Origin of the sequence: Maribellus sediminis (genome assembly GCF_011799805.1) — a bacterium.
Lineage (GTDB): Bacteria > Bacteroidota > Bacteroidia > Bacteroidales > Prolixibacteraceae > Draconibacterium > Draconibacterium sediminis_A.
In genome coordinates, this window is the sequence record NZ_WXUB01000003.1 from 439,928 (window position 1) to 463,251 (window position 23,324).

Genomic DNA, 23,324 nt, shown 5'->3' on the forward strand with positions numbered 1-23,324 from the left:
ATGGCACAACTGGCATTTGAAGCAGTAATTTTTGATATGGACGGCGTAATTACAAAAACAGCAATTACACACACGGCCGCCTGGAAAAAAATGTTTGATGAATACCTGCAAAAGCGGGCGGTTGAACACGGTGAAGCATTTCAGGAATTCACACAAAAGGATTACCTGGCATATGTTGACGGGAAACCTCGATACAAAGGAGTGACATCGTTTCTGGAATCGCGGAACATTGAACTGCCATTTGGCGACGCTGCTGACGAACCGGGCATGGAAACCATTTGCGGACTGGGAAACCGTAAAAACATTGCCTTTAACGAAGTTATTGCCCGCGATGGTGTTGAAGTATATGAGTCGACTGCACAACTTTTGGAAGACCTTACCAAAGCCGGAATTAAACTGGGTGTAGCATCATCGAGTAAAAACTGTGCACCTGTGCTGGAAGCGGTCGATCTGCTAAAAACCTTTGGAGCACGCGTTGACGGTGTGGTTTCAGCAGAACTTGGTTTACACGGAAAACCGGAGCCTGATATTTTTACCACTGCCTGCGAAATACTGGGATCGACACCTGCAAAATCGATTGTGGTGGAGGATGCTGTTTCTGGTGTCCAGGCCGGAGCTAAAGGAAAGTTCGGACTAACACTTGGTATCGCGCGAGAAAATAACGAAAAGGAACTTGCCGAAAACGGGGCCGATTTCGTTGTGACCGACCTGGAAGAAGTCGGAGGTATTGAGGGGCTCAACAAGTTGTTTCTTGAGAATTCATCGAAATAATTAGTCCGGAAAAGGACCTTCATCAACCGCACGGACACTGGTACGAATAAACTCGCGGGTAAAGTAGTCCTGATCAACAATTTCGCCGTTCCAGACCACGATATCCAGATCCATAGTACGCGGGCCAAATTTTGGACCACAGCGGTCGCGTCCCAACTGATCTTCAATTTCTTTCAGCAGCTTAGTCAGTGAAGCTCTGTCTTTCTCTGTTTCAATTTTTACCGCACCGTTGGTATAGTCCGGTTGCTCTTTAATCCCGACAGGTTTGGTACGAATCATTGGCGAAACCTTAATTACCTTAACTTTTGATTTCAGGATTTCAAGCATTTGGGAAATGTTTTTATCGGCATCGATATTGGAACCAATGCCAATGATACAGCTGTTCATCGACGTGCCTCCATTTGAAGCGATACTGACTCGGCGAAACGCAGCGCATGCGGTTTATCTACCTCCACTTTTGCCCACGTTACACGTTCATCTTCCATCACCAGATCAAGAATTTTTTTAGTTAAAACTTCCAGCAGTTTAAACTGTCCTTCCTGAACCAGGCTTATCACTTTTTTTGTAACTGTTTTGTAGTCGAAGATGTCGTCCGGTTCATCAGCTTCAAGCGCTGCCTCCGGAATATCCGTCTCAATTTCGATGTTGATTACTACATCCTGCTTGTTTATCAGTTCTTCGGGATTGAACCCGATGTAGGTTCTGATTAACAGGTTTTTTACACGTATTATTGCCATTTTTTATCCGTTAGTTCCAAGGTTTTCGCCACCGTCGGCAAACAAAAGTTGCCCTGCCAGGTGATCGTTCTCCAAAATATAATCGATACTTCTTAGAATCGGCTCAACACCACCCGGCTTTTTCATCGGAATATTCTCTGCCAATTTTTGCAGGTATTCCTCACCTTCATCGGCCGGAGCCAAAGTAACACCCGGTGCGATGGCATTTATCCTTATTTCAGGGGCCAATTCCAGCGCTGCCATTTTGGTGCTTTCCCACAGTGCTTTTTTTGAAAGTGAATAAGCTGCATAATCCGATTTATTGCCAGTTATCCTTGTATCCACAAAGTTAATAATGTTGCCCTTCTTGCAGTAATTGGCAAAATCGCGCATCAAAAAAAACGGAGCTTTGAAGTTCACATTCACCTGGCTGTCGAATAGTTCCTCCGAAGTTTCCTGAAAAGCACCTTTATTAAATACCGAAGCATTATTGACCAGCAAATCAAAAGGTCCTCGTTTCTCAACAATATTCGGAATCAGACTTACCACTTCGTGAATGTTGGCTAAATTAGCAGTAACCGAAGAAAAAAGCTGTTTTGGATATTCCGCAATCAAATCCTGAACCAATGCAATAGCTGTTTCAGCAGAATGATTAAAATGTATGATAACATTCCAACCTTTTTTTGCCAGATGTTCTGTTATGGCCCTGCCTATTCGCTTCGATCCGCCCGTTATAAGTGCCGTTTTATTCATCTCTAAAAGATATCAAATATTTTTCAGAATAACATGCAGCGCCGGCATTGGTTCATAAAAAAAGGCCCGGTAAACGGACCTTTTCAATATCTTCATTTAAACAGTATCAATTATACGAATTCAGCTTGCTCAGGTATTTCCCAATAATATCGAACTCGATGTTGATAACCGAACCTTCCTTAAAAGTATGAAAGTTGGTCACCTCGTGTGTAAACGGAATAATAGCTACCTGGAACGAATTGTCTTTTGAATTCACTACGGTTAAACTTACACCGTTAACCGTAACCGATCCTTTTTCAACGGTCATGTAACCTTGTTTGGCTTTCTCAATGTCGAAATCGTATTCAAAAGTATAGTACCAGCTACCGTCGGCTTCTTCCACTTTTTTACACACTGCAGTCTGGTCAACATGTCCCTGCACAATGTGTCCGTCCAGGCGGCCATTCATCATCATACTGCGTTCGAGATTTACCTTTGAACCTACTTCCAGCAAGCCAAGGTTCGACTTTATAAGTGTCTCCTTAATGGCTGTAACTTTGTACAATTTCTTCTCTTTATCAACCCAAACCACAGTTAAACACACACCGTTGTGCGCCAGACTTTGATCTACTTTTAATTCATCGGCAAAGGTGCAGGTAAGCGTGAAATGCACATTTTCCTGATCTTTTTCTATTGCGGTTACTGTTCCGTATTCTTCTACAATTCCTGAAAACATAGCGAGTTTAAAGTTTAATGTTCAATGTTTAAAGTATTTGAATGATGAATGTCGATTAACGATTCTTGATTTCAGATTTACTTCATCAATCGTTAATCATCATTCTAAATCTACAATCACTTGAGGCTCCACTCCACCCCGTCTTTGGTATCTTTTAGTTCGATACCAATTTCGTTGAGTTCGTCGCGGATTTTATCAGCTGTTGCCCAGTCTTTGTTGGCTTTGGCATCTCGTCGCAGGTTGATCAGCAATTCTAAGGTTTCTGCCAAAATATGGTTGTCGCCACCTGCCGAAGCCTGCTCTTCTTTCAAGCCTAACACATCGAAAACGATGGTGTGGTAAAATTTACGCAGCTCCTCCAAATCGGTGGCCGAAATACTTTCAGTTCCGGCTTTAATCGAGTTAATCATTTTAACCCCATCGAAAAGATGGGCAATGGCAATCGGGCTGTTCAAATCGTCGCTCAGCGCGGCGTAACATTTTTCTTCCAGTCCGGCTAAATCAACGGTCGATTGCTCCGAAGCTTTCAATTCTGCCAGCGTTTTCACAGCCGCCATTAAACGCTCAAGTCCTTTCTCAGAGGCCTGCAGTGCTTCATTCGAGAAATCGATGGTACTGCGGTAATGCGCCTGAAGTATAAAAAAGCGAATGGTCATTGGAGAATAAGCCTGCTCCAGGATTTCGTGCTTCCCGGTGAACAACTCATCGAGTGTAATGAAATTACCCAGCGAACGAGCCATTTTCTGCCCGTTGATGGTGATCATGTTGTTGTGCATCCAGTATTGCACCGATTCTTCGCCACGACTGGCAGTATTTTGCGCAATCTCGCACTCATGATGCGGGAAAGTAAGGTCCATTCCGCCCCCGTGAATATCGAATTTTTCACCCAAATATTTGGTGCTCATGGCCGAACATTCCAGGTGCCAGCCCGGAAAACCGTCACTCCAGGGTGATGGCCAGCGCATAATATGCTCCGGTGCCGCTTTTTTCCACAGAGCAAAGTCGAACGAATTTTTCTTCTCACTCTGTCCGTCCAGCTGGCGGGTGTTGGTTTTTATATCGTCGAGATTTCTTCCCGAAAGAATTCCGTATTTGTATTTCTGATTGTATTTCTCAACATCGAAATAAATAGAACCGTTTGCCTCGTAAGCATATCCATTTTTCTGAATATCCTTGATCACCTGAATCTGTTCGATGATGTGACCCGAAGCCCGCGGCTCAATGCTTGGCGGAGTTACATTCAGATCGTCCATGTTGCGGTGAAAGGTATTCATGTACTTCTGCACCACTTCCATCGGCTCGATTTGTTCCAGGCGAGCCTTTTTTGTGATCCGGTCTTCGCCGGTTCCTTCCACCTCATCTTCAAGGTGACCAACATCGGTGATGTTGCGTACGTAGCGTACTTTATAGCCAAGGAAAGTGAGGTAACGGTATAACAAATCGAAGGTAATAAACGGGCGGGCGTGCCCCAGGTGCGAATTACTGTAAACGGTAGGACCGCAAACATACAATCCCACTTTTCCGGGAACCAAAGGTTTAAAGGCCTCCTTTTTTCGACTTAGTGTATTGTAAATAAATAGCTGATTTTCCATCGTTTTATTCCTTCGATATAATGCTGCAAAGGTAAGATAAATGAGGGATTTTTATAAAATCTGTTGAAATTCCCGATTCGATTAAGCCGGTGTTTCATTTTCGGCTGCAGGCTTTTCCTCTCCGCTAACTTCTTCCTGACTTTCTTCAGCCTTGTTAAAGTATTTCCGGTAAAAAATCAGGATGGAGAATATACCAACAGTGATAGCCGAGTCGGCAATATTAAATACCGGACGGAAGAAAATAAACGGATTTCCACCGACTTTAGGTATCCACTCGGGATAACGGCCTTCGATTAGCGGGAAGTAGAACATATCGACCACCCGTCCGTGAAGAAAGCTGGAATAACCGCCGCCTTCGGGGAAAAGTGTAGCTACCTGCCCGTAACTGTGATTAAAAATTATGCCGTAAAATAAACTGTCGATAATGTTGCCAATGGCACCGGCAAAGATCAACGAGATACAAACAATAAATCCAAAGGGAATCTGTTTCTGGCGGGTAAGTTTGAACAGGTACCAGCCAATGGCTATAACGGCTGCAATACGAAAGACGCTCAGGAACATTTTCCCGTATTCTCCGGCGAATTCGAAGCCAAAAGCCATCCCGTTGTTTTCAACAAAATGCAGGATGAACCAGTCTTTGGCAACCACAATTTCGTCGCCAATAGACAGATGTGTTTTAATCCAGATCTTTAATACCTGGTCGACAAGCAATATGAGAAAGATGATTAACAGCGATTTAACAGTACGCGACATAACAAGTTCTTAAAATAAAAATGCTCTCCGAAAATCCATTTTATGAAGGTTTCGAAGAGCAAATCAAATGTTTTTCTTCTACCTATTTTTGTCCCATTTTTGCATCGATACAAAGGGTGGCATGTGGCACAGCACGCAGTCTTTCTTTAGAAATTAACTTTCCGGTTTCTCGGCAAATGCCATAAGTTTTATTCTCGATGCGAACCAATGCGGCTTGCAAATGCTGAATAAACTTTTGCTGACGTTGCGCCAATTTACCGGCCTCTTCTTTCGAAAGCGTGGCAGCTCCTTCTTCCAGTACCTTAAATGTTGGCGAAGTGTCTGAAATATCATTTCCATCGCCCTGAGTGATCGAATTTTTATACAACGCATAATCTTCCTGAGCTTTCTCAAGCTTCTTTAAGATGATCGCTTTAAATTCCATCAACTCCTCATCCGAATATCTGTTTTTATCTCCCATAGCCTAGGATTTTAGTTCATTCCTGTTTTTCAAGAAGCCCCTAAAGTAATCAAAAAAACCATATTTTCTTCGGCTTCTTTTAATTCTTACTATATCTTTTCTATTTCAATCTTAGCCACCACATCCTTGTCTATTTCTACTTCCTTAGCTATAGCAGGATCAACCATATCTACAAGGGTTAGCTCATCTGCAAGCGTTTGTACGCAAATATATTCTTTGTGGTTCTCTAACGCCGTATTAAAAGCATCATGTTTTTCAATCTTCAATCTGATACGGTCAGTTACTTCAAAATTGCTCTCTTTTCTGAGGTTTTGAATCTTGTTAATGAATTCGCGTGCAATACCTTCTTCCTTCAAATCCTCTGTAACATTTATATCCAGCGCAATCGTCATATGACCTTCAGTAGCCACTGTCCAGCCTGGAATATCTTCAGTTTGAATTTCTACATCTTCCAGGCTAATCACGATCTTTTCATCTCCTGCAGCAATTTCGTATTCCCCTGCATTTTCAAAAGCTGTAATTGCCGACTGATCGAACTGGTTAACCGCTGCAGCGATTTGTTTCATCATTTTACCGTATTTCGGCCCCAGCGTCTTGAAATTTGGTTTGATCTTCTTCTTGATCACACCGGCAGTATCGGTGAGGAATTCAACCTCTTTCACGTTTACTTCCGCTAAAATGATGTTTGAAACCGCTTCGAACTGTTCTTTGAAATGCGGATTCAACACGGGCACCATAATTTTGGCCAGCGGCTGACGCACTTTCAGTTTTTCTTTACGACGCAGTGCCAGGATCATGGATGAAGCACGCTGAGCGATATCCATTTTCTCTTCCAGATCTTTGTCAATCAAAGCCTCATTAAAAGCGGGGAAATCAACCAGGTGAACACTTTGATCGTCTTCTTTTCCGGTTACTTTATTCAGGTCGTCGAACAGCTGATCGGCATAAAACGGCGCGATCGGCGCCATCAGTTTGGCCACATTTACCAAACAGGTATAAAGTGTTTGGTAGGCCGAAATTTTATCCTGTGAGTATTCGCCACCCCAGTAACGTTTACGGCTCAAGCGCACAAACCAGTTACTCAGATTTTCGGTAACAAACTCCGAGATAGCACGACCGGCGCGGGTTGGCTCGTAATTCTCGTAGCTCTCGCCCACTTCTTTTATCAGCGAGTTCAACAACGAAATTACCCAACGGTCCATTTCCGGACGTTCTGAAACCGGGATTTCTTCTTCGGCATATTTAAAGCCGTCGACATTGGCATAAAGCGAGAAGAAACTGTACGTATTGTAAAGTGTTCCGAAGAACTTGCGTTTTACTTCCTCAACACCTGCAATATCGAATTTCAGGTTGTCCCAAGGCTGTGCGTTGGTGATCATGTACCAGCGCAGCGGATCGGAACCGTATGTTTCGATGGTTTCGAACGGATCGACTGCATTGCCCAGACGTTTCGACATTTTCACGCCGTTTTTGTCGAGCACCAGCCCGTTCGAAATAATATTTTTGAATGCTACCGATTCACCGATCATTGTAGCAATTGCATGCAAGGTAAAGAACCAGCCACGCGTTTGGTCAACGCCTTCCGCAATAAAGTCGGCCGGGAAAACATCCTTAAAGTTTTCCTTCCATTCAAACGGATAGTGACGCTGTGCAAATGGCATGGCACCCGAATCGAACCAAACGTCGATCAGGTCGGTTTCGCGGAACATCTTCTGTCCTTTTGGCGAAACCAGTACAATTCCATCGACATGCGATTTGTGCAGGTCGATTTTATCGTAATTCTCACTTGAATTATCACCGGTAACAAATCCTTCAAACGGATTCTTAGCCATAAATCCGGCATCAACCGATTTTTGTATTTCGTTCATCAGTTCTTCTACCGAACCAATGCAAATCTCTTCAGAAGCATCTTCGGTGCGCCAGATCGGCAGCGGAGTTCCCCAGAAACGCGAACGGCTGAGGTTCCAGTCAACCAGGTTTTCGAGCCAGTTACCAAAACGGCCGGTTCCGGTTGATACCGGTTTCCAGTTGATGGTTTTGTTCAGCTCCACCATTTTATCTTTTACCGCGGTCGACTTAATAAACCACGAGTCGAGCGGATAATAAAGTACAGGTTTATCAGTACGCCAGCAGTGCGGGTAGCTGTGCACGTGCTTTTCAATTTTGAATGCTTTGTTTTGCTGTTTCAGCATCACCGAGATATCGATATCAACGGTTGAGGCATCATCATCGAGCTTGTCGTCGTATTCGTTTTTCACCGAACGACCAGCAAATTCGTGATAGCTTTCAACATTCACATATTTTTCAACAAATGCTGGATCGAGATCGATGGTCGGGTAAAAACGACCTTTTCGATCAACCAGTGCCTGGTTTTTACCGTCGGTATCCACTACAATAAGTGGAGAAATGCCGTGTTGTTTGGCCACACGATCATCGTCGGCGCCAAATGTTGGTGCAATGTGAACGATTCCGGTACCATCCTCGATGGTCACAAAATCGCCGGTGATCACTTCAAAAGCTTTTCCTTCGGGTTTCACCCAGTCGATCAGCTGCTCGTACTGAACACCTTTCAGTTCCTCGCCACTATATTCAGCAAGAACTTTGTAAGGAAGATTTTTATCGCCCGGATTGTAGTCTTCCAGTGCCAGTTCAGCATTTTTTGCGCTGAAATAAACCGGGAACAGGTCTTTTGCAAGTATCAGCGTAACAGGATCGCCGGTGTACGGATTAAACGAACGCACCTTCACATAACGAATGTTCGGGCCCACACAAAGTGCGGTGTTCGATGGCAATGTCCAGGGCGTAGTTGTCCAGGCCAGGAAATACAAATCAGTATCCAACCCATCGAATAAAAACGCTGAACGCTCGTTGCGGATAGCTTTAAACTGCGCAATGGCCGTGGTATCTTTAACATCGCGGTAGCAACCCGGCTGGTTCAGCTCGTGCGAGCTCAAACCGGTTCCGGCAGCCGGCGAGTAGGGCTGAATGGTGTAACCTTTGTACAGCAAACCCTTGTTGTAGATCTGCTTCAGCAACCACCAAACAGTTTCAATGTAACGGTTATCGTATGTAATATACGGATCGTCCATGTTTACCCAGTAGCCCATTTTTCGGGTGAGTTCCTCCCATTCGCGGGTGTATTTCATCACCTCGGTTTTACAGGCCTGGCTGTATTCTTCTACCGAAATCTTCTTGCCAATATCGTCTTTGGTAATTCCAAGCGCCTTTTCCACACCGAGTTCCACGGGCAAACCGTGTGTGTCCCAACCGGCTTTACGGTGAACACGAAATCCCTGCATGGTTTTGTAGCGACAGAATATATCTTTTATGGCGCGCGCCATTACGTGGTGGATGCCGGGCATCCCGTTGGCCGATGGCGGACCTTCGTAAAATACAAATGTTTCGTGCCCTTCACGGGTAGAAATACTCTTGTGGAAAGTGTCATCTTTTTCCCAACGCTCCAGCACATCCTTATTGATCTGCGATAAATCTAATCCTTTGTATTCCTTGAACTTATTACTCATAAGATTTCTTTCCTAATCTGCTGATTTTAAAAAATATGCAAATATAGAAATTTTTTTAGGGGTAGCGCTCAAAAATAGGTTTAATGAAAATTGATGGTCTTTAAGCAAATCGCTTCAGTTTACATATCCCCGAATTGCAAATGTAAACCAGAATTGATAATCGGTTTGTTTGCACTCAACCGCAACGTTAGAGCATGGTTTCGCAATGATTTATACTACTTATGGGATTAAACTTTAAGTAATTAATTAAATAATATCAGCACAGTACAGGATAATTGAACTATCCTTCTATTTTTGTGCAGTTATTAATTTTATTAAAAAGTAACAGACAAAGCTATGAACTCAAAAAGACGAGATTACCGCAGAGGTATTGTTATCATTTTTGTATTACGAAAAATTACAATGGCTTTGCCATGTAAAAATCCACCATGCGAAAATGCCTGGGTACTGAAAATTTCGAATTAATCCATTATTAAATCTCAATACAAATGAATACTATAAAACTAAAAGCATTCGCCATAATCGTGCTGGTACTATTTTTTAGTGCTGCCGGTGCGCAAAACAACATACAAACCTTAAGCGACGATGGTGCCTGGTGCTGGTTTTCAGGACCACGTGCCATTTACACACACAACGGTAATTCGGCAATTGTCACCGGCTGGATCACAAAAAATGGTTCTCTGCAGTCAGGTATTTTAAACTACAAAACCGGGGAGATTCAAACACAAACCATAACTCCGGAACTTGAGAAGGACGACCATGCCAACCCGGCTTTTGTTGAACTGGCCAACAAAGATGTATTGCTTTTTTGTGCCAAACATTACGACCATAAAGTACGTGTCAACCGCCTGGAAGCCGAAGCCGTTTCAAAGGGATTTGGCGAAACCGTTGAGCACGATATTTACGACGAGGAAGAACTTAAAAACTATCCGTACAAGCGGGTAACTTATGCCAATCCGGTTGCGCTTTCAGAGGAAAATAACCGCATTTACTGCTTCGGGCGCTGGACGGGCTACAAACCAAATATCACCTGGTCGGATGATAACGGGGAGTCGTTTCTAAAAAGTAAGGTTTTTATCACCAATATTCCTTACGATGGCAATAACCGTCCGTATGTTTGCTATTTTTCTGACGGTAAATCAAAGATCCACATCCTTTTTACCGATGGTCACCCGCGTAACGAACCGCTCAATTCGGTTTATTATGCCTGTTACGAAAAGGGCGCATTTTGGAAAGCCGATGGAACAAAAATATGCGACATGAAGGATATTCCATTCGAGCCAAAAGATGCTTCGGTTGTTTACCAGGCAACAGAAGAAAACGGACGGGCCTGGATTTACGATATCGCGCAAGACAAAAAAGGACGACCCGTGGTATTGTACGCCCGCTACCCGGAAGAAACACAGCATTTGTACCATTACGCCATTTACGACGGAAAGACCTGGGTGGACAACGAAATTTGCAATTCCGGAAAATGGTTTCCGCAAACACAGGAAGGAAAAACGGAACCGGAGCCACATTATTCGGCCGGCATGTCGTTTAATCCGTTAAATCCCGAAATCATTTACCTGTCGCGCAATGTGAACGGCACCTTTGAAATTGAAAAACGTGAAACAAAAAATATGGGAAAAAGCTGGAAAGTGACCCCCATTACTCAAAATTCGGAATATGACAATGTACGGCCCGTAGTTCCCAAAAACATGAAGAAAGGAGATGTGCCGGTGGTACTTTGGATGGTGAACAAGAAGTATATACACTATACTAATTTCGATACGAAGATTGATTATTTTGTGGATAAAAAGTAAATACAAACAACCATGAAATTAAAGTTTATAACAGGACTGGCTCTCGTTTTAGCACTGTTCGGGTGTTCGGATAAGAAGCAGGATTTTATCACTGCGAATGTTGATTTTGCCGAAGTTCAGCTCGAAAATGCACTGAAAGCAATACCTGAAGACGGGCGTTTGCCACGATCGATAAAAAAAGACGGACAACTGGGATCCACAGGAATTTACGACTGGACCAGTGGTTTTTTCTCCGGTAGTTTATGGTATTTGTACGAATTAAGTGGTAATGAACACTGGCACAACGAGGCCGAACGAACAACCGTATGGTTGGAACCCATTCAATATTACACCGACAACCACGATGTGGGTTTTATGTTGAATTGCAGTTTTGGCAATGGCTTACGATTAACCGATAACGCTGCGTACAAACAGGTGCTTATTAACGGTGCCGAGTCGTTATGCACCCGCTACAGCGAAGTTACCAAGACTATTAAATCGTGGAACGGCGGCGGAACCAAAGATGGAAACAGGTGGCAGTTCCCGGTGATCATCGATAATATGATGAACCTCGATTTACTGTTCGAAGCCTCCAAACTTTCGGGTAACGAGCAGTACCGTAACATTGCCATTACCCACGCCGAAACAACCATGAAAAACCATTTCAGGGATGATTTTAGCAGTTACCACGTGGTGGATTACGACACAATTACAGGCGAAGTAAGGGGCAAATATACGCACCAGGGCTACTCGCACGAATCGGCATGGGCCCGCGGACAAGCCTGGGGATTATACGGTTTTACGCTGTGTTACCGCGAAACCGGCGACGAACGTTTCCTGAATCAGGCAGAAGCAATTGCGGATTACATGCTGCAGCACCCCAACCTGCCCGAAGACATGGTGCCGCTTTGGGATTACCATGTGAATGATCCCGCTTATGTTCCGTCGTGGCTGGATAAACTGCCAAAACTGGAACAACCGTGGAGAGATGCATCGGCTGCCGCCATTACTTCTTCGGCCTTGTTCGATTTGAGCAAACTGAGCAAAACAAACGGAGAAAAATGGAGCAAAGCTGCTGAACAAATTCTTTTCAGCCTGGGCAATTCCTACAAAGCCGATCCCGTCAATAATCCTTTCTTCGTATTGGATCACAGTGTAGGAAATATTCCTTCGCATTCCGAAATTGATGTGCCATTGAATTACGCCGATTATTACTTTTTAGAGGCACTGGCGAGGTACAAGAAACTCGAAAATTAAGCAATATTTCTAGTGAACGAAACAAGCCGGTTCTGCAAATTGTCAGAGCCGGCTTGTTTCGTTTTTAAGGCAGAAATCAGTTCTCCGACCAATTTCCAAATCATCGTCCCGTTTCGTGAAATAGATATTGTAGTAACCCCGGAATGTGCTGATTCAACTTTGTCCCCAACTTTTTAGCGCCCTCTCCTGTTACTCTTACAACATTTTGAAAACTCTGAAAAAAATAGTGTTTCCGTTATTCTCGCTTTTTCTGCTGTACCGTTCAGTAGAACTCGTGAAAACGTTAGTGGTATCCGGAAGTTCGGAGTATACAGTCGGCGAGCAATTCTTGCTGGCCTTTTTACTGAGTATGTTTATCACCGGAGTTTTTGCCATTGTGGGATTTGCGTGGCCAACAAGTCAAATATTTCCGCGTAGCTTTTATACATTGAAAAATCCGGGGATACTAAAAAAAGCCTACCGAATTCTTGGAGTTGATCTATTCAGAAAAGCTTTGCTTATTTTCTTTTGGGGTCGGAAAAAGAACCGCAAAAAGTATTTCGATGGCACCCGAAAAGGACTTCAAAATTTTATCCATCAATCAAAGCAATCAGAGTTCGGGCATTTTGCCAGTTTTGTCTCCATTGCTTTGGTATCGTTTCTGCTTCTGGCAAAAGGTATGTTTTTATTGGTAGCTTTTCTGACTCTTATTAATGTAATTGGTAATTTCTATCCGGTTATATTGCAGCGTTATCATCGGCTAAGAATTGACAAAGTACAAAGCAGACTTGCAACTGATTGATTTTGTAAAACAAAAAGGCCCGGGAATTCACCGAGCCTTCTTATGCGTTTAAATTTTTGAATGAATCAGTTGCGATCACCGAAAGCGATTACCTTGTCCACCAGGTTGATCACCAAATTATAGTTCTGAATAAATTCAATTCCGAGTGACCCTGCTTCTTCCGGATCCCAGTTGCTTTTGCCGTTTGAAGCCTGCAAAGTAACCGGCATTTCGTCCTTCTGAATAAGATTGTCGCCCAAAGCAAAAGACTTCGCTTTGCCGTGATACACCGTCGTGCTATGGCCTATACCGGCCATGTTTCCAACACTTTCATATTTCCAACCACCAACCAGCAAGCGGTTTTTCCGAACAAAATTCTCGAAACACACCAGGCTGAAATTAGCGCCGGTATCAAAAATAAAGTTTCCGCTAACGGTTTGTTTTTCCGTAAGAACCAAAGTTGAAGGGACAAGCGCAACTCCTGTTGAACGAACCGGAACGAGCATCCAGCTTTCATCGTATTCAAATTTCCCCGGCGAATAGAGTTTCAGCACGTGTTTGTCGAAATCAACCATAACAATATAATCGCGCCCAAGTGTCATTCCCAGAATTCCATCAGTTTCCTGGTTCCGGTAGTTCATAAGCGCAATATTCCGGTTTTTAAGAATGGCATTTTCACCTAAATGAATGGTATTGCCCGAAGAAATGCCAATATTCAGATTTCCTCCCACCATCATAGCCGATTGCCTGCGGGCTACAGACAAACCAAGCGAGTCGGCCAGTTCATTGTTAATGGCCAATCCGTCGGAACCTGTATCGAATAAAAAGCGAAGCGGCCGGTCACTTTCATTCAGGCGAAGCGACACTATGATCTTTCCGTCGATAAACTCGAAAGGAAGCTCCTGAACCAGCGTTGAAGGCTGGTAACGATCCATTTGGTACAAACTGTCGAAATAATCGACATACGCGATTTTACCTGCTTTATCGAAGACTAAAGCACTTCCGGTAACCGAATCTCCTTTTTCGAAAAAGTAGTTGATTCGCGCCAACGTTTTTCCATCTTCGAGCGTTTCCAATTCCTCATCAGCAAGTTCGATCCTGCTTACAGCTGAAGCTCGTGAAACGATAGACTGCAACATTTGGCCAGCACCAGGCTGACTGTATGTGGAAATTGAAAAATCAGCAGACAGGTTAGCATTGATCAACGAAGTATCACGCTGAATGAGTGCCGATTCGAATCTTAAGATCAACTGCGAATCAACTTTCGGAGCTTCCTGTTGCGCACAAGAAATGAACAGCGAAAAGAATAAAAGGGAAAGGATGGAAAAAGATCGGTACATATTTTCGATATTTAAATAAAAAAGGCTGCCAAATGCTGACAGCCTTATCTTTCAATTATTTTTTTAATTCGGCGTCAATAAGTTTGCGCAAATCAGGAGTTGAAGGCCGCGGCGCATCAACCGATACCAGGTTACCTTTTTTGTCGATGAGCATAAAACGCGGAATGCCTTTTATATTGTAATACTTTACAATTTCGCTTTTCCAGCCTCCGGCGTATAATTGAACACCTTTCAGATCTTCTGTCTTTACAAAGTCTTTCCACTTCTGTTCGTCTTTTTCCTCATCGATGGAAATACTCATTACCACCAGATCGTTGCTGTGATAATCAGCTTCAAGCTTTTTTAGTGCAGGAATCTGTGCTTTACACGGCCCGCACCAGGTAGCCCATACATCGATAAGCACAACCTTTCCTTTAAAGTCGGAAAGCGAGACTTGTTTCCCGTTGATGTCGGGGTAAGTAAAGTCAACAGCCGGTTGACCTTCCTTATTTTCCTGAGCCAGTTTTATTCGTACCTCATTAAGGCGTTTTTTCTGGTCATCGGTTAAAATATATTTACCAAATTCGTCTTCAAACTTTATTAAAGCTCCGTATGATTTTAACTGCCCCAACTGGCTGAGACTCATTTCTCCGATCAAGGTGTCGTTTTTGATCCATTTAGCATAGTCTCTGGTCAGTTTTCCTTCCTGTAAAACCTGAGAAAAATGGAACAATTGCGAAAGCAAACTCTTGCCAAACGGATAAGCCAATAAACGGCAGTCGCTGGTAATTTCGTCCATATTTATATTTCGGTAATATTCGGGATAATCTTCACTTTCGGGATGCGCAGTACGAGGCATGTAGTTGTAACCAACTGCATTGGCCATAAAATCAATTTTACGGAACTCGGCAAAAGCCTGTTCAAAAACCGGATTACCCGACGATCCAAATTTCAAGGTTTCCAGTTCTTCCACTTTTTCATCCAGCAAAGGAAAAAAGTCGACATACGTACTAATGTCTCGTGAAAATATCGAATAGAATGATTTTTGCTCAAGTGGAGACATGAAGTTGTGCCATTTTTCAAGCTCCTTGTTTTCCGGCGTATTCTCGCCCACCAATGAATACGTGAAATTGTTAACCGCCATATTTACCTGATCGCCCGGCTTGAGGTAAACAACAAATTTTATCGGATGAGCCATTGCATTTCCGATTCCAACCACATAAAAAGTTTCGGATTTAACCGGAACCGCGAGTGAGAATTCGCGATCTTCACCAACATTAAATGTGGCCACTTCTTCAAGACGTCCGTGAGTAATACTAAAAAGCGATACTTTTTCTTCATTCGCTTCCTCCCATGTGCCGTGGACTATAGCAATATTACTGTCGTTTTGTACTGAACAAGCTGAGTAAAAAAACAGAACAAGACCGGCAAAAACGGCCAATAGCAAACTTGATTTAGATTTCATCATATTATTTATTTTGTTGTGAAGGTTCGCCTGCCGGCGATGACTCCATGCATTTATGATTTGTGTTTTTAATAACCGTAACTGTATGTATTGTAACCTACTTTGGGTGAAATATAAAGGACAGCGCCAACTTTTCCCGAGCCTTCCATTGTAAAGTCAGGTTCGGCAGCGAGGTTTCCTGAAGACTTCTGGAAACAGTAGATCTTGTAACCATCGCCTGTTGTTGTGGCAACCACCACATAATTGAAGTTGAAAGACGGATCGCTTGAAGGCGTATATTTCAAGTGGCGAATAAAGCTGATTTCTTCACCTGCCGGAAACGAAAACTGCTTTTGTTCGTTGCCGTTAGCCAGGTTCCGTGACCACACTTCGCTGTTCACCGAAAAATAGATCATTGCCTCGTCCTTATTAGCTGTTACAATACCTGCCTTCTGCAACATCTCGCCGGACGCAATGGTATCATTTTGAACATTCAGGTTCGACTCAGATCCCGAAATGCTCGAAAGGATCATCAGGTTAGGGTCAGTACGATCTCTAAATAATGCCACCGAAGAACTCCTGTTACGTTCCGACATAAAGAGCAGCTCTTTGTTTATGTTCTCAGCCGGCATTTGGGAATTACCATTCATCTTCACTTTCAACATAGTGGTCCCTGCTGTTGGATGTGTCAGAAAAGTGCAAGACAACTCATCGTAAAACAGCAGTTGAGAGAATGTTCCTACGGTATATTGCGACAGGTGGTAATCTTCAGCGTTTTCATTTTTTAAAACCCCTGCGCCAAAAATTCCCGAATTTGCTGTCATGGTATACAAATAATGCAATTTACCGTCGTTGATGATATAATCTGAAATGGTAGAAGCTCCAACGGTTAATACCCCCAAATCGCGAACCGCAGGCGATTGAAAGAAGATTTCATTAAAACCGCGGATCTGTTTAAAGTTGTCGATATAAATGGCCGACATGTCGTTTTCGCTTAAAGCAAAAAGTGTACGTGTATAAGTAGCAATAGAAGAATTATGTACAAATGTTCTGTAATTGTTTAAGAATGCAAACTGCTTGGCTTTTCCCTGCAGCTTACGTCCGTTAATCGCACTAAAAACGTTCTCTGCAACCTGGCTCGGGATAATGGTATCAGGAGTGAGAAACTGATCGATATCCGAATTTTCTCCATCGTCTTTCAGCACGTACCATCCCCTCGTGAACTCAGTGGTTACTGTTAGTTCTGAACTGATCAGTTTGGTTAAACCGGTGTTCAAATTCTTTGCTCCAAAAACCAGTTCCCAGTTACCTGCGTCCTGAACAACCAGATAATCCAGTTCCTTATTATGAGTGAGCGTATCAAATGTTGGAAAATAACCGCTTGTATTTGCTTCATAAATACCCCAGAAATATTCGAACCGCGCGTCAGGATCAGTAGAACCAACCTGCGGATCGATGACCAGCCGGTCGATGGTTGAAACTTTGCTGTAGGATGAAGCAATTCCTTCCACAGAGATTACTTCTGCATCGTCGTAATCATAGTTCCCCAGATCTTCGTAGCACGAAGGAAGAAGGAACAGGATTGGCAGCAATAAATATATCAGCTTTTTCATTTAGTCTTTTTTTGTTTTCAGAAAATAGAATTAAGGGAAAGTCACTAATTCGCCATTCTCATCGCGCAGAGGATCATTCGGATGTGCAGAGTTATATTGCGAGAGTTCAGTCACCATAGTCGCTCTCCAATACAACAGGTATGAATAATCAGAATAAAGCGCGGAGAAAAACTCGTCGTCCCATTTCTCGCCGGTTACGTCAATCATAAACCGGTGTTTTACCTCACTGTACTTTCCAAAAGAGTACTCTTCGAATATGCTCCAAAGTGTAGGACGAATCAACTGATCGGAAAAATATAACTTTCGCCATATAAGGTCGGGATCGCCGATCCTGAAATTTTCGTCGTCTTCCAGTTCAATTTTAAGAACGTAAGTGCCACTCCTGAGCGACTCATCGCGCAACAATACAAGTGGCAAACTCAGGTGAACCTCACCGGCTTTGATGGTATAAAGACCTGCAACTTCAGGATCATCAAAACCAAGGTAATGTTTCCCGGCTTCTGCGTTCGGTTCATTGTTGACCATTACCTGCTTTATGGCAAAAGTCCTGTCTGCATCAACCGGCCCGCCCAAAGCATATAAATCGAAATAAACTGTATCCCTCATCACCGATGAGCCTTCGTACACAAAAGAATAGGTCTTAATTGTATCTGCCAGGTTAAACGATGAATTATAAATTTGACCGGGTTCGGGGCCGAACTGAATGAGTGTATTACTGCGATCGTAAAAAAGATAGTCATCCTCGCAGGCCGTTAATAAGGAAAAAAGGCCAATAAAAGCAATCAGATTAGTTCGACTAACATGCGCATATTGCCTCCAAAAAACCTGAACCATCAGAACTATTTTTAGCTGTTTCATTTCTTCAATTAGTTATAAGAGATTTCTGAATCGGGTAATGGTACCACGTAGTTGATTAAGGTGTTGGCAGGGAGCCACAGAAAATCTTCTTTTCCTACATTTAATCGTTTATAGGCATAAAATGCTTGTCCTTCGCCAAAAAACTCGCGGCGGTATTCTTTTACTATTTCCTTAACAAATTGGGTGTGATCTTCTGGAACATCATCATTTGCCAGGTTGCGGCTTGTTTTAAAGGTCGACCAGTAAACCTTAGCTTCAGCTACTGACGGAGCTGTTTCTGCTGCAATCAGGTACATTTCGCTTAACCGGATCAGTGGAATTCGTCGGTAATCTGAACTAAATGCATTGGATGTTGCCGATGCCGATACTTTATATTTTTTTAGAATGTAGCCCTGAGCTCCGTTGTCTCCGGTGCTTAACTCCCATAAATTGGCTTCGCGGATATCGGTTCCTGTATTGCCATACAATTCAATGTTCACCTGCGATGAGGATGATCCTTTTTTAAGTGTTCGGTTTCCAAAATTATTGTTATAGCGATTACGCAGGTTGTATTCGTGCATACCAAATATGTGTTCTACGGTAAGCGGGTAATTAGCTTCACTCATATTGGCAGATGTTCCCAGCTCAAGGTCGGTTGATCCGATAATTTCTGTAGCCAGTTCATACGCTTCCGATGTTTCGCCAAACCAAAGATGTGCCCGTGCTTTTAAGGCTTTTAAAGCCTGATGACTCATTCGAATGCTTTCGTAACCGGCGTAGTTTCCATATTCTTCAGCAACGGCAAGCAGATTTTCTGCTTCTTCCATATCTTTCTCAAGCAGGATTTTAAATTCGCTGAACGTAATATGCGGATTGACATCTTTGCTTAAGACGGTTACATAAGGTAAAATATTTTCGTTGCCGGCTTGTGTAGGAACAGGGCCAAAAAGACGCAATACATCAAAATGGATATACGCACGCAGTCCGAGACATTCACCTTTAATCTGCTCGTACATGCCTTTGGTAACAAAATTTTCCTTTTGCTCGTCAATAGCCCCCAAAATGGAGTTTATACCTGCAATTACTTTATACTCCTGCGAATAAATGCCGGTGAATACGGGTTTCACCTTGTCATTTTTGTAATCGAAAGTGCCGATGTAGCTTTCCGCCGATTGCGAAGTAACATCCCACGACGACACCAGGTATTCGAGCGAAGTCATGGTGAGATTCAACCCGTAAGCCGATGTTGATTTCATTTGCACGTAAACGCCGGTCATGGCATCTACAAAACCGGCCTCGTCAACAAGCAGTACGTTATGCGGCACCTCCGTTTCAGGATATACTGTCAGCCAATCGTTACACGAACTTAAGGCGAAAACCAGAATTAAACCGCTGATATATGTTGTTATTCTTTTCATTCGTAATTAATTTGTGGATTAGAAAATAACCGAAAGCCCCAACGAGAAATTCCTTGCAAACGGGTAATTGATTCCCCGCTCCTGTTTTACTGTAGAAATGTAGAACAGGTTCGAAGTATTAGCGGTAAGCATAAAATTCTGAATGCCTTTGCTTTTCAGAAATTCGGAAGAGCTAAAATCATACCTCAGGTTGAGGTTATTAAAAGTCAGCGTATTCTCGTTTTGTACGAAGCGGGTCGATTTGAACGTTGTTGTGTTAACCATCAAGCCTTTAAATGCAGCTTCGTCACCTGGTTCCTGCCAGCGGTCGTCGTAAACCCGCGAATCAACATTGTACCTGAAGTTGGCATTTTCAACCTTGTCAATAAGCGTGTTGTTATAGGATTGCCCGCCCAGTCGGTAGCCAAACGACATATTCACTGTTAGTTTTTTATAACGAAGAGTTGAATTGATGTTCCCCCGGTACTTAGGCTCGCTGTTACCACCGTCGATCAAATCGGCTGCACTCCAGATAAATGTTTTTTCGCCGTTTTTGCGTACATAAATTTCTTTACCGGTACTGGGATCGATACCCAGCGAACGTACCACCCAAATGGTATTAATGGAATATCCCTCGCGGAATAACTTATTAGGATTTGTAGTTGCAGCACTTTCCAGGTCCTCCTGTGCTTCTTTTAATGCTTCCGAAATTTCGAGAATCGTGTTCTTGTTGTGAATACTTGAAACCGAAATATTCCAGGTTAATCCCTCCTGATAATTTTTAATGATATAGGTATTTAACAACAATTCGAATCCCCTGTTTTCTACCTTACCAATGTTGGCAACGTAGCTGTTAAAACCGTTTGATGCAGGCAGGTCGACTGAAGAGATCAGGTCGTTTGTTTTGTCGAGGTACATATCGAGCTGAAAAAGCAGGCGCGAATCAAGAAAGGCAGACTCGAATCCCACGTTATGATTCAATTTCTGCTGCCATTTCAGATCGGTATTTCCAAGAGAAGCAAGGTAGGCACCTGTCCAATTGTAATAGCGGTCGTCGGTGTAGTACCTGTAGGTTGAAAGTGCCTGGTATGAATTGAAATTCTGCGAACCGTTGGTTCCGATCGAAGCCCGGAGTTTTAAACGGTCGATAAAGCTTCCTTCCATAAATGCTTCATCATGCATGTTCCATCCAAGACCAATTGCCCAAAAGGTTGCAAAACGTTTGTCGGAACCGAATTGTGAAGAGCCGTCGTAACGAATCGATGCATCGATAATATACTTTGCATCGTACATGTAGTTGGCATTTGCAGTTAATCCGATTGAGCGGCTTACGCTCTCGGAACCTGTGGGCGAACCGCCTTCGGCGTATTGAAGCGCAGTTCCCAGAAAATCGATACGTTGGCTACTGAATCCTTCTGCCTTAAATCCGTAATTCGTTGTATTGCTGGCGCGAACATTGTAATCGGCACCACCAAAAATATAATGCTTATTGTTGATTACACTGTTGTAACTCAGGTTCAAACTGCCGTCGTACCTTAAACTGGCGCCTGTACCATAGGCATATGATCCCTTTCGAAATGCATCGGCCTCCGAGTAGTTTGCAAAATCGGTGTGATCGGCAGGTTTAAATACATCGGAAGAGCTGTTTTGTTTCGTAATCCCCAGACTTCCTCGTAGTTTCAGATCGTGTGTAAGGTTCCACTCCACCGAAGTATTGTTGGTAATGCTGGTATTCTCGTTCGTATCAAAAGTATTCAAGGTTGCATTGTACAAGGGATTGGTGGGCAATTTATTCCATCTTTCGAAATAATCTTTGTCGCCATAATAACCCAACTGTTTTAAAACGTTGCCATCCTCATCGTACCCCGACCAGTAGGGATTCATTTTCACATAATCAGAAAAATTGCCGTACGGACTGTTTTCTACCTTGGTGATTCCGATCATGAGGTTATTCGAAAAGCGGAACTTCTCGTAAATGTAAGCCAGCTTTATACTTCCGTTCATGATGTCGCGTGAAGATCCTTTCATGGCACCTTCGATGTTGTTGTATTGCACCGAACCGGCATAGCGGAATCGCTGGTCGCCACCTTCGAGTCGGATGTTATGCTTGTGGCCAACTCCGGTGCGCAAAGGTTTCGATAACCAATAGGTATCAACACCGCGGTTCACCTCCGACAGAATCTGGTTATAATAGCGTTTAAGAATCAAATCCTTGCCGGCATTTTCGCTATCGTACAATCCAACTTTGTATTCGAGATCAAGCTTTTCCCGGGCATTCAATACATCATACTGTGTGAGGTCGGGAACCTCGAGGGTTAAATCGCTTCGCCAGGTAACCCGTAAATCGCCCGCCTCGGGTTGTTTACTGGTAACCACCACTACGCCGTTGGCTCCTCTCGATCCGTAAATTGCAGTAGCAGAAGCATCTTTCAGAATGGTGATTGATTCAATATCATTTTCGTTCATATCCTGCAAAACACGCATGTTCGACTCGAATCCATCGAGGATAACTAGCGGAGTATTCAGGTTGGCATTGGCTTCGTCGTACAATTCATTCACATTCGGAATACTCGAAGAACCACGGATCTGAATATCAGGCAACCTATTGGGATCCGACCCCCAGTTATTATTTTCGAGGATATTGAAAGAGGGTTCCAGGTTTTGAAGACTGGTAAGTACACTTCGGTTTCCAAACTGTTGCAATTCGTCGCCTTTAACCGTGTTTGATGCTCCTGTATACGATTCAGTTTTGCGGGTAAAAATCCCGGTAACCACTACCTCTTCAATATCGGTTACATCCACTTCCATGGTTACATTCAACAGGTTTTTGCCAAGCACATCTACCGACTGTGTTTTGTAACCAATAAACGAGAAAAACAGTTTCCCGGGAACATCGGGAACAGTGATGGAATAATTACCATCGATATTCGTTGTTGTTCCTACCATAAAGCTTGCCTGGCCTTCTTTCTGAAAACCAATGGTTACTCCCGGCATTGGAAGGTCATTCTCATCGAGAACACGGCCAAGTATTTTTTTTTGTTGCACTTGCCTGGGGGTTTCCTTCATCTTTATAACTACTGTCCCGTCCTTAATCTCGTATCCAATGTTTGTCCCTGTGAAACAACTATCGAGCACTTGTGTAAGTGAAGCGTTCTTAACTGTAAAGCTCACTTTGGGTGCCTTACTGACGAGGTCCTCCTCATAAACAAATGATATCTCGCCTTTAGTTCTTAGCTCTTGCAACACTTCCTTCACCGTTGCATTCTCGTAACTAAGAGAAAAACTTTGCTGTGCTATTGCTGTAAAAAGGAAACTAAAAAATAAGAGCAGTGTCAATACGCCTTTCTTCCTGTAAAAGAGAAAGACACTTAACGCTTTACTAAGAGCATGTATCGATTTAGTATGTTGATTCATATAATAATGCAATAATTTGATTTCAAACCTTACTATTTTTTTGTTGCTAAATAAGTTGGATGTTACCACCGATTGATTTTATCGGTACAGAGTCGTTTAGAATAATGAATCTTGTCTTTATCTTTTGACCTCAATTTCTACGCATTCTCTGTATCATACTCCTTACAATTCCGACTTAGCTATTTAGAAGACACGCCGGATGCAAAAAAGAGTTA

18 protein-coding genes are annotated in these 23,324 nt (G+C 43.1%); 4 read left to right on the plus strand and 14 right to left on the minus strand.

Annotation, left to right across the window (positions count from 1 at the left end; all coding sequences use genetic code 11):
* Entirely contained in the window at positions 1-771 is a 771-nt protein-coding gene (locus tag HFD85_RS13745; protein WP_167610792.1) for a beta-phosphoglucomutase family hydrolase, read from the plus strand.
* Here the strand turns inward: HFD85_RS13745 and folK are convergent, their stop codons facing one another.
* The 8 genes from folK to ileS form a co-directional block, all read right to left on the minus strand.
* Positions 772-1,158, minus strand: coding sequence for a 2-amino-4-hydroxy-6-hydroxymethyldihydropteridine diphosphokinase (folK, locus tag HFD85_RS13750; protein WP_167610794.1), 387 nt, complete (start codon positions 1,156-1,158; stop codon positions 772-774).
* Positions 1,155-1,508, minus strand: coding sequence for a dihydroneopterin aldolase (locus tag HFD85_RS13755; protein WP_167610797.1), 354 nt, complete (start codon positions 1,506-1,508; stop codon positions 1,155-1,157). Before HFD85_RS13755 ends, folK begins: the two co-directional genes overlap by 4 nt.
* A 3-nt stretch (positions 1,509-1,511) precedes the next feature.
* A complete protein-coding gene (locus HFD85_RS13760; protein ID WP_167610800.1) occupies positions 1,512-2,240 on the minus strand; it encodes an SDR family NAD(P)-dependent oxidoreductase in 729 nt (242 codons plus the stop codon).
* A gap of 106 nt (positions 2,241-2,346) precedes the next feature.
* The gene (locus HFD85_RS13765; RefSeq protein ID WP_167610803.1) at positions 2,347-2,955 is read right to left on the minus strand and encodes a riboflavin synthase; all 609 of its coding nucleotides are present in this window, start codon (positions 2,953-2,955) and stop codon (positions 2,347-2,349) included.
* Between the two features lie 116 nt (positions 2,956-3,071).
* Positions 3,072-4,547, minus strand: coding sequence for a cysteine--tRNA ligase (gene cysS / locus HFD85_RS13770; protein WP_167610806.1), 1,476 nt, complete (start codon positions 4,545-4,547; stop codon positions 3,072-3,074).
* Positions 4,548-4,628: 81 nt separating this feature from the next.
* Positions 4,629-5,300 carry a lipoprotein signal peptidase gene (locus HFD85_RS13775; RefSeq protein WP_167610809.1) on the minus strand — a complete coding sequence of 224 codons (672 nt, stop codon included), beginning with the start codon at positions 5,298-5,300 and terminating at the stop codon, positions 4,629-4,631.
* 82 nt (positions 5,301-5,382) lie between these two features.
* Positions 5,383-5,760, minus strand: coding sequence for a TraR/DksA family transcriptional regulator (locus HFD85_RS13780; RefSeq protein WP_167610812.1), 378 nt, complete (start codon positions 5,758-5,760; stop codon positions 5,383-5,385).
* Between the two features lie 89 nt (positions 5,761-5,849).
* Entirely contained in the window at positions 5,850-9,284 is a 3,435-nt protein-coding gene (ileS, locus tag HFD85_RS13785) for an isoleucine--tRNA ligase (protein WP_167610815.1), read from the minus strand.
* A gap of 488 nt (positions 9,285-9,772) precedes the next feature.
* Here ileS and HFD85_RS13790 point away from each other — a divergent pair, with 488 nt between their 5' ends.
* From HFD85_RS13790 to HFD85_RS13800, 3 genes are all read left to right on the plus strand, one after another.
* Positions 9,773-11,089, plus strand: a complete 1,317-nt coding sequence (locus HFD85_RS13790) for a BNR-4 repeat-containing protein (RefSeq protein ID WP_167610818.1) — start codon at positions 9,773-9,775, stop codon at positions 11,087-11,089.
* A gap of 12 nt (positions 11,090-11,101) precedes the next feature.
* Positions 11,102-12,325: a glycoside hydrolase family protein gene (locus HFD85_RS13795; RefSeq protein ID WP_167610821.1), complete on the plus strand. Its 1,224-nt coding sequence runs from the start codon at positions 11,102-11,104 to the stop codon at positions 12,323-12,325.
* Positions 12,326-12,599: 274 nt separating this feature from the next.
* Positions 12,600-13,106, plus strand: coding sequence for a glycosyl-4,4'-diaponeurosporenoate acyltransferase CrtO family protein (locus HFD85_RS13800; RefSeq protein WP_167610824.1), 507 nt, complete (start codon positions 12,600-12,602; stop codon positions 13,104-13,106).
* A gap of 65 nt (positions 13,107-13,171) precedes the next feature.
* On the opposite strand, the gene HFD85_RS13805 is transcribed toward HFD85_RS13800, so the two are convergent.
* From HFD85_RS13805 to HFD85_RS13830, 6 genes are all read right to left on the minus strand, one after another.
* Positions 13,172-14,425, minus strand: a complete 1,254-nt coding sequence (locus HFD85_RS13805) for a retropepsin-like aspartic protease (RefSeq protein WP_167610827.1) — start codon at positions 14,423-14,425, stop codon at positions 13,172-13,174.
* Positions 14,426-14,480: 55 nt separating this feature from the next.
* Positions 14,481-15,872 carry a TlpA family protein disulfide reductase gene (locus tag HFD85_RS13810; protein WP_167610830.1) on the minus strand — a complete coding sequence of 464 codons (1,392 nt, stop codon included), beginning with the start codon at positions 15,870-15,872 and terminating at the stop codon, positions 14,481-14,483.
* A gap of 65 nt (positions 15,873-15,937) precedes the next feature.
* Entirely contained in the window at positions 15,938-17,461 is a 1,524-nt protein-coding gene (locus HFD85_RS13815) for a PKD-like family lipoprotein (RefSeq protein WP_167610833.1), read from the minus strand.
* 30 nt (positions 17,462-17,491) lie between these two features.
* The gene (locus tag HFD85_RS13820; RefSeq protein ID WP_167610836.1) at positions 17,492-18,319 is read right to left on the minus strand and encodes a DUF4843 domain-containing protein; all 828 of its coding nucleotides are present in this window, start codon (positions 18,317-18,319) and stop codon (positions 17,492-17,494) included.
* A gap of 8 nt (positions 18,320-18,327) precedes the next feature.
* Positions 18,328-19,716, minus strand: a complete 1,389-nt coding sequence (locus HFD85_RS13825; protein ID WP_167610839.1) for a RagB/SusD family nutrient uptake outer membrane protein — start codon at positions 19,714-19,716, stop codon at positions 18,328-18,330.
* Positions 19,717-19,734: 18 nt separating this feature from the next.
* Complete coding sequence (locus HFD85_RS13830) at positions 19,735-23,109, minus strand: SusC/RagA family TonB-linked outer membrane protein (RefSeq protein WP_167610842.1); 3,375 nt, start codon at positions 23,107-23,109, stop codon at positions 19,735-19,737.
* Positions 23,110-23,324 lie beyond the last annotated feature (215 nt).